Here is a 14,220-nt window from a genome sequence, read left to right as displayed (position 1 = left end):
GATCGGTCTCTTGTTTTCCGCCTTAGTATATTGAGCGCTGCAATTTTTTACTTTGTCGCCCGGTAGGATTTCATTAGACTGATCTCCCTTTTTGAGAGACAGCTGTACCCAAAATGCAAGACTACGCCCTGCTCGCCGCTTTTATTCCAACCTTTTTCTTTGTTTCCGTCACCCCGGGAATGTGCATGACCCTGGCCATGACACTGGGGATGAGCATTGGGGTGCGCCGCACTCTGTGGATGATGCTGGGTGAAGTCGTGGGGGTCGCCCTGGTAGCTTTGGCGGCCGTGCTGGGTGTGGCCACGATTATGTTGAAACATCCGATGATCTTCCAGGGACTCAAATATCTTGGTGGAGCCTATCTTATCTGGCTCGGCATCAATATGTGGCGGGCCAAGGGCAAGATGGCCAATCTCGACCAACCACGAAGCATTAAGCGCACAGCGTTGATCTCCCAAGGTTTTGTCACCGCCATTGCCAATCCCAAGGGCTGGGCCTTTATGATTTCCTTGCTGCCTCCCTTTATCAATCTGCAGCAACCTATGGCACCGCAACTGACGGCACTCATCGGCATTATCATGTGTACCGAACTCATCTGCATGCTGGCCTATGCCAACGGCGGCAAGAGCCTGAGGCTGTTTTTGAGCCGTGGCAACAATGTCCGCCTGCTCAACCGGATAGCCGGCAGCCTGATGCTGGGGGTCGGTGTCTGGCTGGCGCTGGGTTAATCGCCCTTTTTGTAAGGTAAGGCCTGCTGCAACTGCGCTTGATACAAGCGGTTGTTGCCGGCCTCTGTTTGACAGAAATCGGCTATCGCCTCCCTAAAGCCTGGATGCGCTATGCCGTGCAGCGAATAGGTGGTGACACACTCAAAACCGCGAATCAGCTTGTGCTCCCCCTGGGCACCGGCGTTGAAGCAACTGAGGCCGTTCTTGATACAGTAGTCAATCCCCTGCCAGTAACAGGCCTCGAAATGCAGCGCCGGGATCTCCTCAAGTGCGCCCCAATAGCGGCCATAAAGCGTATCTTTCCCCTGCAGATAAAGCGCGCATGCCAGCGCCTGTTGCGGCGCTTCGCCCATTCGGTGAACCAGGAGCAAACGCACCTCGGCCGCCATCAACTTACCGAGTAGCTTGAAAAAGCCGGGCTGAAGATATCCCCCGTGGCCGGAGCGTTTCAGGTAAGTTTGCCGATAGCAGCGATAGAAAAGCTGCCAGTGCCAATCTTGCAGTTCATCGCCCCTTAGCCAGACAAACTGCAAGTCAGCCAAGGCGCGGCGCTCTTTGAGAATATTCTTGCGCCGTTTCGAATTGAGCCGCGCCAAAAAATCATCAAACTGGCTGTAACCCCGGTTAAACCAATGAAACTGCGTGCCTTCCCGCAACAAGGTCTGGGGCAAATGCCGCAATGACTCGAGCTGCCCCTTGCTGACAAACAGCCAATGCCAGGAGGAATAGCTTTCGAGCAGTTGCCAAAATAGTTTCCCCAGCGCCTGCTGGATATCAGCGGCCGCCGCCCTGGCCTCGGGCGCTATCCCGAGTCTTGGGCCGCTGACAGGCGTAAAGGGAATGGCGCTGACCAGCTTGGGATAATAGGCTTCACCGTGGCGCTGATAGGCATCGGCCCAGGCCCAGTCGAACACATATTCGCCCCAGGAGTGATCCTTGAGATAGAGAGGCATCACAGCCAAACGCCTGTCGTTGCAAAACAGCTGTAAATGCATGGGTTGCCAGCCGGCTGCGGCGCAAACACTGCCACTTTGCTCCAGCGCCTTCAAAAAAGCATGCCGGCAAAAGGGGTTGTCCGGCTCTGTTTGGCCATCTTCAGCCAGACACAGATCCCACTCGGCGGCGGGGATCTCATCAATGCCGGCGGCAAAACGCCACTGCCAGTGCTTATTGTCCAAATTTATTCCATATGCCGAGGCAAACTTGCAATCAAGGATAATTGGCGGCACATTGCATAGCAACTTAAGCAAAAGCAGTATAAGGAAATATAGTGCGTCTGATAAAACCGCTGATCTTCGCCGTCGCTCTGGCGCTGCCAACAGCCTCCACCCTGAGTTACAGCCCACAAGTTACCGCCAATGAATCCTCGATTTACAGTGAAATGGCCACAGCCCAGCCCGTTTGGGCCAAGCATGGCATGGTTTCCAGCCAGGAGGCACTGGCTTCCCGTATCGGGGTAGATATTCTCAAGCAAGGCGGCAACGCGGTAGATGCAGCTGTGGCCGTGGGTTATGCCCTGGCAGTGACTTTGCCCCGGGCCGGCAATATAGGTGGCGGCGGTTTCATGCTGGTACACCTGGCGAAGGAAAACAAGACCATAGCCATAGATTATCGGGAGATGGCGCCTTCCAAGGCCCACAGGGATATCTTCCTTGATGACAAGGGCAATGCGGTCAATAAACTCAGCCGCGAGCACGGCCTGGCAGTAGGCGTTCCCGGCACTGTGATGGGCATGGAGCTGGCCCTGTCCAAGTATGGCACCATGAAACGGGAGCAAGTGATAGCCCCGGCGATCAAACTGGCGCGGGATGGGATCAGCGTTACTTCAGATCTGGCCAACTCCCTCAATGGGGTTAAGCGCCGCATTTCCCAATGGCCAAGCTCTGCCGCTATCTTCTACAAGGCAGATGGCAGCAGCTTTGTACCGGGCGACATCATCAAGCAGCCTGAGTTGGCTCACTCACTGGAGCTGATTGCCAAACAGGGCAGCAAAGGATTTTACCAAGGGGAAACCGCCGAGAAACTGGTGAGAGCCATTCAGGCCGCCGGCGGCATCATGACCCTTGAGGATCTCAACAACTATCAAGCCATAGAGCGCCAGCCGGTGCGCGGACACTATCGAGGCTATGAGGTGGTTTCCATGCCGCCGCCATCATCGGGTGGTATTCATATCATAGAGATCCTCAACATTCTCGAGCAGTACCCCATCCATGATCTGGGCCATAACACCGCCGCCACTTTGCATCTTATGGCCGAGGCCATGAGACGGGCCTATGCCGATCGCAGCGAGTATCTCGGCGATCCGGATTTCTATCCTGTGCCGGTCAAAGCCCTGTTGAGCCCGGATTATGCCAAGACATTGGCCAAGAGCATCGACAGCAAGCACGCCACCCCTTCAAGCCAGGTCAAACCCGGCAAGCTGGCACCCTATGAAAGTGACCAGACAACTCACTACTCGGTCGTGGACAAATGGGGCAATGCAGTATCCAACACCTATACCCTCAACTTCAGTTATGGTTCTGGGCTGGTGGCCGATGGCACAGGGATTTTGCTGAACAATGAGATGGATGATTTCTCAGCCAAACCCGGCACCCCCAACGGGTATGGTCTGGTGGGCGGTGAAGCCAACTCGGTACAGGGCAACAAGCGGCCACTGAGCTCCATGAGCCCGACCATGATAATGAAAGACGGTCAGCCGTTTCTGGTTACCGGCAGCCCGGGGGGCGCCAGGATCATTACCACAGTGCTGCAGATCATCATGAATGTGATTGACCACGACCTGAATATCGCCGAAGCCAGCTTTGCGCCGCGGATGCATCACCAGTGGTTGCCGGATGAAATTCGGGTTGAGCGCAGCCTCAATGGTGACACCATAGCGCTGCTGAAAGCCATGGGCCACCTGGTCAACGTCAAAAGTTCCATGGGCAGCACCCAGAGCATTATGGTGACCGAAGAAGGTAAATTTGGTGCATCGGATCCACGCCGTGCCGGCAGCGAAGCGGCAGGCTACTGAGCCCAGTTACCAAAACCTAAGCTACTGAAAGAACTCCTTAGACAGGTTTTTGAAACAAAGTAGTGAGCGACGGGCATTAAATTTGGCTTAACTCTCATTTAAAACAGTTCCATTCAGAACAGCTCCGCAGATGCCACTCTTGCGGAGCTGTTTTTTTACACTGAACCAAGGTTCACTTTTAACAAACCGGCGGCTTAACCTCAGCGCCTTGGCGTGGGCTAAATACGCGCTAATTCAATCCAGAACTTTCATTTCTGCTACCCGAGAGGCAATTAACAAGCCATCAATAACCCTCTTATTTATAAGCATTTATCAATCCATTCAGGCGGCACAATTCCTTGCTTCTGACAAGTAAAAACTCAGATAGCGGCACTTTTGGCGATTATGACGCCAATATGTGTCCAAAATTAAACCACAGCTCAAAATTAAACCTATCACACTGTTTTTAATCAGGAATTTTATGTGAACCCAATCAATTTATCTTTTGTTTATCAAAGTTATCATCTGCATCCCTTTAAATGGAACTTTTGTATCTAAAAAGGTGGATGGGCGTCATCAAGGCGCTCAAATTATTTTGGGATAAAGAATGAAGAAGACGACTTTGCTTGCAGCGTCAATAGCACTGGCACTGGCCGGTTGCGGCGGCAGCGACAACAATGACAACCCCACAACCAAATCATTTTCGGTCACAGCCATTGATGGTTATCTGGTGAATGCCGACGTTTATGCCGGCGAAAACTGCCAAACCAAAGTGGCGACAACCGGCAAAGGCGGTATTGCCCGGATCGATGGCCAATATCAGGGACAAACACTGTGTGTTAAGGCCATTGCCGACAAGACCATGGATGAAAGCCGCGGCTTGGTGAAAAAAACCTTTGAGCTCAAGGCCCCGGCAAACAAAGATGCCAACAGCCAGGTGATCAGCCCGCTGACCGACTTGGTTGTCAAGCATATGGATGCCAACCAAGGTGTATCCAAGGCAAATGCCGAAAAAGCTGTGTCGGCTCAATTTGCTGAACTTAAAGCCGAACCAGAGCTGCTGTTTGGTGACTATCTGGCCAAGAGCAGTGCCAACAAGGTCGCTCAAGCGCTGAACATTATCGGCGAGACGCTGGTTAGCCATCAGGGCCTGGCTGAAGCGCATCTGCAACTCTTGGTTGAAGATGTGGCTGCCAAGGTGGAAGCCGGTGACAAACTCGACGACTACGAGCCGGTGATCACCCCAGAAGGCGGTGTAGAGTCCAATCACAGGCCTCATATTGCCTTGAGCCAGACTGAGCTGGACAAGCAGACCCAAATTGAAGTGGAACTGGGTCAGCCAATGTCTGCCGTAGATTTGTCAGCCGCTTTTGCCGACCAGGACAACGACAGCTTCACTCTGAGCCTGATGGAGGAAGATGGCAACATAGCACTGGAAACCCTGGGCCTGGCATTCGATGCCAAAACAGGCGTACTCAGCGGCACACCTAAGGTAGCCGGTGAAATTGAGCTGCACGCTTACGCCACCGACAGCAAGGGCACCCGCTCATACCCGCTGGAAATTGAGATTGAAGTCAGCAGTATCAACCATGCTCCTGTCATCAACCCGGCTGAAAAAGCCAAACTGGAAGCTGAACTGGCACGCATGGCGCTGACAGTAGGCAATCAAATCGATCAGGTGATTGACCTGGATGAGCTATTTGGCGATCAGGATAAAGATCAACTGACCTTCAGCGCCATGACGGATATGCAAGGTATCGACCTGAAAATTGAGCAAGGTGACTCATTGCGTTTGTCCGGCAAGCCTCTGGTTGCCGGCGACTTTGTTGTCACTGTGACAGTCAATGACGGCAAACATGCAGCTGTGAGAGCCGATCTTAAAGTCAAGGTTGCCGGTAACGGTGTCGAACCAGAGCCCAAACATCCGCTGGAAGGCAACACCTGGTTCATCACAGAATGGGGTTCTGCAGACGAACACGACGACGGTGTGATGCAAGTGTGGTGTGATACTCTGGAGTTCAAAAACGGCTCTGTGCTGCGTAATGTCCGCACTCAAAACAACCTCAGCGAATGCTCCGCCATTGCAACCGTGGAAGTCTCCACTTATACCATCAATGAACTAGGCCAAATGGTGCTGGAGTACGGCGATGATGAAGGTGTTGAACATCAGGAAACCATCAAGCTGAACGACGCCATTGCAGGTGTGGGTAAAGGGGCCAAGGTCGCCCAAATGTGGGACGGTCGCTATACCCTGTTCAGCAAAGCCGATGATGTTGAAAAACGTCTGGATATCGAATCTGATGATAATGCCCAAGGTCGCATGTTTACAGCAGAGCTGCCAGCGGCCACAGAAGCGACCTATCAGCTCGGTCACCTGACCATGCAGATGACAGCGGCGGATAATGGCGGCGCCAAGGTGGGGCTCTACTTCGATGTACCCAACACCGACTTCAGCTGTGATGAGGTGAGGGAGTTTTACGATCTCAACCTCAGCTACGAAGGTATGGAATATCGCATTCCAGCCTATCTGTTCCCCGCTGAAGAAAATGGTATCGAATACTGCCAGGCGCAATTCGATATCGAGCAGCCTGTTGTCGGCAAAATTTACAGTGTTATAGGTCATGTTACCGAAGAGGATGCCGGTTTGGTGGAAGAGATTAAAGCCAACATCCAATGGACAGGGACAGGCAATAACGATTAAGGCAACTCAAAGTCAGTGGATTGACTGAATAAAACACTGATACGGCGAATTCAACCTAGCCGGTTGGCAAGATGCTGATCTTTAGTGGTTCGAAACTATGTTTTCCACGGCGTACAATAAACGCCAAAAGCGCCCGCCCTCGGGCGCTTTTTCATTTTATGAGATGACTTAGAACTTATAAGTTACACCACCGTAGATTTGACGACCTATGGTGTCATAAACCTCAGGAACAGTTCCGCCATCACTGCCATTGGATACAAATGAAGGCTCTTCATCTGTCAGGTTTTTCACCCCCAGAGAAGCTGTCAAGGCATCGGTGAAATGATAGGTACCGACAATGTTGTGATACAAAACAGCATCCGCTTTGGCAACTGCAGTGTAAGGTTTTTTATTCTTATCGTACTTGGTATGGATATCGTCCATCTTATCTATATAACGGTTGTAATACATCAGGCTCCAGTCACCACGAGTTGCCTGGATGCTGAGGTTATTGCGAACCTTTGCATAGGCGCCAAAGTTACCGTCAATAGTACCGTCATAGGCCACACCATTCTGCTCAAATTTCAGCAGATAAGTCAGGTCATTATTGATCTTCCAGTCCAGCCCCAAGCCTTCAAAACTGTAAGCCAGGTTGAAGTCGATACCACTGGTATTCTGGCTTCCCACGTTGGTCAACGGGTTGGTGAACTTGGATAAGTCACCGGATGGAGTGATTTTGAAAGTGTCGCAAGCAGCCTGTTTACCGGCATGACAATCTTTCAACCCTTTCTGAGCATCCAAGCGAGTAATGGCATTGGTTACCCGAAAACGCCAGTAATCCAAGGTCAGAGACATACCGTCAATAAAACCTGGTGAATAAACCAAACCAGCAGAATAAGACTCTGACTCCTCAGGCTTCAAATTCAGATCTGAGGTATAGTTGACCAAAATTTGTGGATCCTGGGCATTCTTCCATGGATCTTCCAAATAGTCGTAAGATCCTGTGTTACCGCCATAGAGTTCGCTGACATTTGGTGCCCGAAAACCGGTAGCAGCCACGGCGCGCAGCATAAGTTCATCGGTCGCTTCATAGGTCAGCCCTAGCTTCCAGGTGGACGCCTTACCGAAAGTAGAGTAATCATCGAAACGCAGGGCAAATTCACCGGTCAGCTTGTCGCTGAAAGGTACACTAATCTCCTGATAGATTGAGATAACATTATAGTTACCGTCGGTTGGATCTTGCTGAGCAGCAGTTCCTTTACCGGCGACAATCACAGGATCCGGAGTAAAGTATCCGCTGTCATAGCGATATTCGGTTCCGATAGCAAAACTGACAGGACCGGCAGCCAGGTCAAACAACTCACCATTCAATACCCCGGCGACCACATGTTGTTCATTACCACCATAGTTACGTTCGGTAAAGCCTATGTCATTGATGATCTCCTGGGTCAATGGTGCACCGCTGAGCCAGGCGCCTTGATTGTTGTAAACCGAGTTTGTCATCTTTTCAGCATTGATAGAGTTTTCAACCCAGGTATCGGCCTTGTTCTTGCCATAGGTATAAGACAAATCCCAAGTCATACCTGTATTGACATCCAACGTGCCTTGCAGAGCAAGAGAAGCACGCAGAATATCGACATCCTGATTATAAATACGTGGCCCAACATCATTGGTACGACGGCGATAATTGACTCGCCCGGTCTTGTCCGCCTTTATACCTGCAGCCAACATAGACTGATCCAAGGTAATACAACGGTTAGGATTCACTCTTGCCTGACCACAAACTCCTAACATGATATCAGCAGGCTGCGGCGCCATTTGCTGATCGGACTTACGCTTGGTGTACAGTATGTCACCTGACAATACCAGTTCATTGCCCAGCTCCTGGATCATGTTGCCAAACAGGCTATAGCGCTTGCTTGGCGTTTGAAACCAACTGTCTTTGGTGAAATCATAACCAGTACTGCGCTTAACCCAGTTACCGTTGGCGTCTTTGACCATACCGGCCAGAGAACCGGTTGGGATGAAAGAACTGGCACCAGGCTTTGTCCAATCACGGTCAGCCTGGATGACGCCACGACGGTCAGAGTACGCCGCGCCAAAAGTGTAGTTGCCGCCATTATCTGTGTTGAAACCATACAACAGGCTCAACTCCCCGGTTTCACCGTCCCCCTTGTCGGTTCCGCTGCCGTTGAAATCCAACTGTAAACCTTCAAAATCCTTTTTAGTGATGATGTTAACCACACCGGCAATGGCGTCAGAGCCGTATACCGCAGAAGCCCCGTCTTTAAGAATTTCCACCCGGGCAATCATAGCCACAGGGATAGAGTTCAAATCCACTGCGCTATCGGCACCGGAGCCGGAATTGACCATACGGCGGCCATTAAGCAGTACCAAGGTGCGCTTAGCGCCCATACCTCGCAAATCGACCTGAGCTACACCATCGGCACCATTATTGGTGGTTGAGCCAATAGCCGCACCAGCCATGGAGGTTTGTGCCTGCAATAATTGATCGACCGAAGTAAAACCTTCTGCCCGAATAGTATCGGCATTAATCACTGTTACAGGAGAAGCGGTTTCCATATCTTGGCGCTGAATACGTGAGCCTGTGACTTCGATACGCTCAACCTTGTCGCCCTCCTCTGCAGCATAAGCTTCCTGAGAGACAGATACTGTTGCCGTTGACACAGCAGCAAACAGCGCCAATTTAACCGCACTGGCCAGCTTATTGGTTCTTGTCATAATAAACTCCCTTACTTCCTGAATTGTTTTTATGTTCGCCGACCTCTTTAGGTGCGGCGAGCAAAGATACTGTCGCCTGGTCGTAAAATCGTCAATAACAGAGTTTTAATCTGACAAAGGCCGCGTTGTTAACAAATTGAAATTATATTGTTTATTTTTTTGATGAACTTCAGTTATCCTGGAATTAGTATATAACCGCAAACTTAAATAGCTGAATTTGTCAAAAAATAACTTTAACTTTTTGTTAAAAGAGCCCAAACTGCGCAACAATGATATTAATCAAAAGTGCGATCTAAAGCACATTTATACCGAATACGAGGTCAATATCACAAAGAAAAAACCCTTCATTGATGTGTTTGACCACCAGCTCTGTTAGGTATATCTGCATGGACATCTCTGTTAACCAGGTCATATTACAAACGGTATGCAGCATGGTTATGTTACAAATATGTTTAACACCATCTTGTATATGTTTTTATTCAATAGTTTTTTATGCTGCGGAGGTTGTTCTTTTAGAGAGAGCACTTCAAGCCTGTATACCAAAGTAAATGTGTCTGTAATAAAGCCACTCAGGCTGCTATGCATATAAATAAGATCTTTGATTTTAAGGAACGGGGGTATTGTCCAAAAATGAAGGGAGCCAAGAGCTATATCATTTCATTTGCGAGCTAGAATTAGAGCCAGCAACGCCATTAAAAGAGCACAAACCGCCCTTAAGCGGCTCAATCAAGGCCGTAGGAGCTTGCTCATAATGTGGAGAGGGGGCGATTAATAAGCCCTCTCTTATCTGATGAAAAAGTTGGATTGAACCCAAACATCAGTGAAGAAGATACGAAAAGGCCCATTGGTGCTCTTCGCGGGCTTACAGGTGGATGCAAGACGTGGTTCACAATAAATAGCCCTGCGCGTTTGCAAGAAGCATAACAGACAAGACCGGACTGTAACTCTGCATATGATTCGCTGAAAACTTGAGTAAGTTAGCCCAAGGGAAATAGCATCCAAGCACTCATTACAGCTTGCCAACCACTCAAAATTTACCTGCTTGAAATATGCATTCAGCGCCCCATAGGTGACGCAATAACTATGGCAAGGGATGAATACCAAAATCAAACGATTGCTGTGAACGAGACTATGATTATCGAGATGGCAACAACTTTTTTAATGTCAAAGCGGTATTTGCCACTACTGTAGATTAAACCCAAAAAGCGCCCGAAGGCGCTTTGGCATTTTATGAGATGACTTAGAACTTGTAAGTCACACCACCGTAGATTTGACGACCTATGGTGTCATAAACCTCAGGGACAGTTCCGGCATCACTGCCGTTGGATACAAATGACGGCTCTTCATCAGTTAAGTTCTTAACACCCAGCGAGGCTGTCAAACCATCAGTGAAGTGATAGGTGCCGACAATGTTGTGATACATAACGGCATCAGCCTTGGCAACCGCTGTAAATGGATTATCATTCTGATCATAGTCAGTATAAATATCATCCATCTTACCGATATAACGGTTGTAGTACATCAGGCTCCAGTCGCCACGACTGGCTTGAATACTGAAGTTATTGCGAACTTCTGCATAGGCGCCAAAGTTACCGTCAATGGTACCATCATAGGAAACGCCATCCTGCTCAAACTCCAAAAGGTAGGTCAGGTCGTTGTTAATCTTCCAGTCCAGTCCCAGGCCTTCGAAGCTGTAAGCCAGGTTGAAATCGATACCACTGGTATTCTGGCTACCTACGTTGGTCAGCGGATTAGTAAAGTCAGATAGATCGCCGTCAGAAGTAATCTTGAAGGTATCACAGGCAAGCTGATTGCCGGCGTAACAATCTTTCAGCCCTTTCTGAGCATCCAGACGGGTAATGGCATTGGTTACCCTGAAACGCCAGTAGTCCAGAGTCAAAGACATACCGTCAATAAAGTGCGGTGAGTAAACCAGACCGGCAGTGTAAGACTCAGACTCTTCAGGTTCCAAGTTTTCGTCCGAGGTATAGTTCACCAAAATCTGTGGATCTTGCTCGTTACCCCATGGATCGGTCAAATAGTCGTACGATCCCGTGTTACCACCATAGAGTTCACTGACGTTTGGCGCTCGGAATCCGGTGGCTGCCACGGCGCGTAACATTAAGTCATCAGTCGCTTCATAGGTCAGGCCTATCTTCCAGGTCGATGCCTTACCGAAAGTAGAGTAATCATCGAAACGTAGCGCAAATTCACCTGTCAGTTTTTCGCTAAAAGGTACGCTAACCTCCTGATAGATAGAGATAACGTCGTAGTTACCATCAGTTGGGTCTTGCTGGGCCGCGGTACCCTCACCGGCGACAATCACAGGATCCGGATTAAAGTAACCGCTGTCGTAACGGTATTCGGCACCGATAGCGAAGCTGACCGGGCCAGCATCGAGATCAAACAGCTCACCACTCAATACCCCGGCAACCAGATGTTGTTCGTTACCACCATCGTTACGCTCGGTGAAACCGATATCGTTGATGATCTCCTGGGTCAATGGCGCACCGCTGAGCCAGGCGCCTTGATTGTTGTAAACTGAGTTTTCCATCTTTTTGGCATTGATGGAGTTTTCAACCCAGGTATCGGCCTTGTTCTTACCATAGGTGTAAGACAGATCCCAAGTCATGCCGGTATGAACATCCAGCGTGCCCTGCAGGGCAATCGAGGCGCGCAGCGTATCGACGTCTTGATTATAGATACGAGGTCCTACGTCATTGGTACGGCGACGGTAGTTAACACGGCCGGTCTTATCGGCCTTGATACCGGCATCCAGCATGGATTGATCCAGCGTGAGACAGCGAGAAGCATCAATACCTTCCTCGCCACAGACACCCAGCATGATATCGGCTGGTTGAGCCGCCATTTGCTGATCGGACTTACGCTTGGTATACAGTATGTCACCTGTCAGCACCAACTCATTACCCAGCTCCTGGATCATGTTGGCAAATAAGCTATAGCGCTCACTAGGCGTTTGGAACCAACTGTCCTGAGTATAATCATAACCTGTGCTGCGCTCGACCCAGTTACCGTTGGCGTCTTTGACCATTCCGTTCAGAGAGCCGGTAGGAATAAAGGAACTGGCCCCTGGCTCGGTCCAATCACGATCCCCCTGAATTACGCCACGGCGGTCAGAATAAGACGCACCAAAAGTGTAGTTACCACCATTGTCTGTGTTGAAGCCATACAACAAACTCAGCTCACCGCTCTCACCGTCGCCTTTATCGGTTCCGCTGCCGTTGAAATCCAACTGAAAACCTTCAAAGTCTTTCTTGGTGATAATGTTAACCACACCGGCGATGGCGTCGGAGCCGTATACTGCAGAAGCGCCATCTTTAAGAATTTCTACCCGAGCTATCATAGCCACAGGGATAGAGTTCAAATCCACTGCGCTATCGGCACCAGAGCCGGAATTGACCATACGGCGACCATTGAGCAGAACCAGAGTGCGCTCAGCGCCCATGCCCCGCAGATCGACCTGAGCCACACCATCGGCTCCATTATTGGTACTGGACCCCACTGCAGCGCCGGCCATGGAGGTTTGTGCCTGCAGCAATTGATCCACTGAAGTGAAACCTTCCGCTCGAATGGCGTCGGCACTGATCACTGTCACTGGTGAAGCGGTTTCCATATCTTGACGCTGGATACGTGAGCCGGTGACTTCAATACGTTCTACCTTGGCTCCCTCTTCGGCAGCAAAAGCTACCTGAGAGACAGATGCAGCTGACGTTGATACTGCAGCAAATAATGCCAATCTTACTGAGCTGGTCAGCTTATTGGTTCTTGTCATTTTAAACTCCCTTACTTCTTGGTTTGTTTTTATTTTCACCGCACTTATTAATGCAGCGTTGCCAAGATACTGTCGCCTCGTTTCAATAGCGTCAATAACAGGATTTTCATCTGGCAAAAACCAAAATGTTTTATTTATGTTTCGTTAATGTTTTGCTTTATAGAGATAGTAGCCCGCAAACTTATGAACGAATAAATATGCAGCTAATTATGATGAAAAACCTAAAAATAGACTTTGATTTTTCGTTAATTTAAAACACATTAATTAACATGGCTGAAGCATTAAAACGTGATATAGATCACAAAACAATTTGTTTCAATGCTGATACATCACAATGAGACACCAAAAATTTCTTTAGGCAATCTCCTTCCCTCTAAATTGCAGGCAAAGGCTAACAACGCATAAAACTCGCCTACTCAGTCAAATTAAAGCGCCACTACAACGATACAAACAACACATTTGTTATCAATATGTATTAAAATAAAGTAAATGATTAACTAAGGAGATAGTTTTTTCTGCTGCCAGAAACGGATGCATTTCAAGAAAAAATCACCATCAAGCTAACAATCAGGATGATTTGTTAAATTAATGCGAGGATTGAAGATGATAACGCTAGACAAGGCAAAGAACGCAAATTAAAGCCTTGACTTGAGCCAAGGCTTTATTTAGATAAACACTGAGAATATCGACCTAACAAATAACAAGAAGAACTATTGGAACTCTTTATTCTCCTTTTCTTCAAGTTTTGATTGGGTCAACAGCCCCATAGAAAATAACTCTCAAGATCCAATACAAGCGCGAATTCTGTCGGCTATGGTGTGCAGCTCATCCATATCCCCCTTATGGGCCGCGTGCTCCATCAGGCCTTTGAGCGGGCCGGGCAACACATGGAAATGTACATGGGGCACACTCTGACCGGCGGCGCTGCCGTTGTGTTGGAACACAGTGGAGCCCGGGATCCCCATGGCCTTTTCCACCGCCTTGCCCATCAGTTTGACGGTACGCATGCAGGCCGCCGCCCCTTCATCGGACAACTGATACAGGGTCACGGCCGACTCCTTGGGCAACACCAATAAGTGGCCCTTGGTTTGCGGCATGATATCCATGAAAGACAGAGTATGCTCGTCTTCATAGAGTTTGATACAGGGCAACTCGCCGCGAAGAATGCGGGCGAAAATATTGTTGTTGTCGTAATTCAGATCCATCTTGTCACTCCATACTGACGAATCGATTGGCTTGGAAGCTATTGGTGTACCACAAAAAAGGGCCGGTTGCACCGACCCTT

The 14,220-nt window shown here is 49.4% G+C and carries 7 protein-coding genes; 3 read left to right on the top strand and 4 right to left on the bottom strand.

Going from position 1 to position 14,220, the window contains the following annotated elements; translation table 11 throughout:
- Positions 1–113: 113 nt before the first annotated feature.
- Positions 114–728: a LysE family translocator gene (locus tag CX650_RS19460; RefSeq protein ID WP_039033377.1), complete on the top strand. Its 615-nt coding sequence runs from the start codon at positions 114–116 to the stop codon at positions 726–728.
- Here the strand turns inward: CX650_RS19460 and CX650_RS19455 are convergent.
- Entirely contained in the window at positions 725–1,906 is a 1,182-nt protein-coding gene (locus CX650_RS19455; protein WP_101096778.1) for a GNAT family N-acetyltransferase, read from the bottom strand. The genes CX650_RS19460 and CX650_RS19455 overlap by 4 nt on opposite strands.
- 92 nt (positions 1,907–1,998) lie before the next feature.
- On the opposite strand from CX650_RS19455, the gene ggt reads away from it, so the two are divergent.
- Positions 1,999–3,741: a gamma-glutamyltransferase gene (ggt, locus tag CX650_RS19450; RefSeq protein WP_101096777.1), complete on the top strand. Its 1,743-nt coding sequence runs from the start codon at positions 1,999–2,001 to the stop codon at positions 3,739–3,741.
- Between the two features lie 586 nt (positions 3,742–4,327).
- Positions 4,328–6,421 carry a putative Ig domain-containing protein gene (locus CX650_RS19445; protein WP_101096776.1) on the top strand — a complete coding sequence of 698 codons (2,094 nt, stop codon included), beginning with the start codon at positions 4,328–4,330 and terminating at the stop codon, positions 6,419–6,421.
- A gap of 168 nt (positions 6,422–6,589) precedes the next feature.
- On the opposite strand, the gene CX650_RS19440 is transcribed toward CX650_RS19445, so the two are convergent.
- The 3 genes from CX650_RS19440 to CX650_RS19430 form a co-directional block, all read right to left on the bottom strand.
- Positions 6,590–9,142, bottom strand: coding sequence for a TonB-dependent receptor plug domain-containing protein (locus CX650_RS19440; protein WP_101096775.1), 2,553 nt, complete (start codon positions 9,140–9,142; stop codon positions 6,590–6,592).
- Between the two features lie 1,240 nt (positions 9,143–10,382).
- Positions 10,383–12,935: a TonB-dependent receptor plug domain-containing protein gene (locus CX650_RS19435; protein WP_039033381.1), complete on the bottom strand. Its 2,553-nt coding sequence runs from the start codon at positions 12,933–12,935 to the stop codon at positions 10,383–10,385.
- Positions 12,936–13,714: 779 nt separating this feature from the next.
- Entirely contained in the window at positions 13,715–14,140 is a 426-nt protein-coding gene (locus tag CX650_RS19430) for an HIT family protein (RefSeq protein ID WP_177192583.1), read from the bottom strand.
- Positions 14,141–14,220 lie beyond the last annotated feature (80 nt).

This window comes from Shewanella indica, assembly GCF_002836975.1.
In the GTDB taxonomy this organism is placed as follows: Bacteria; Pseudomonadota; Gammaproteobacteria; order Enterobacterales; family Shewanellaceae; genus Shewanella; species Shewanella indica.
The sequence above is the reverse complement of the archived record's forward strand: the minus strand, read 5'-3'. Positions and strand labels throughout refer to the sequence as shown.

Coding starts and splice junctions, on each gene's coding strand:
- CX650_RS19445 (WP_101096776.1), top strand. CDS start 4,328: ATGAAGAAGACGACTTTGCTTGCAGCGTCAATAGCACTGGCACTGGCC.
- CX650_RS19430 (WP_177192583.1), bottom strand. CDS start 14,140: ATGGATCTGAATTACGACAACAACAATATTTTCGCCCGCATTCTTCGC.
- CX650_RS19460 (WP_039033377.1), top strand. CDS start 114: ATGCAAGACTACGCCCTGCTCGCCGCTTTTATTCCAACCTTTTTCTTT.
- CX650_RS19435 (WP_039033381.1), bottom strand. CDS start 12,935: ATGACAAGAACCAATAAGCTGACCAGCTCAGTAAGATTGGCATTATTT.
- CX650_RS19440 (WP_101096775.1), bottom strand. CDS start 9,142: ATGACAAGAACCAATAAGCTGGCCAGTGCGGTTAAATTGGCGCTGTTT.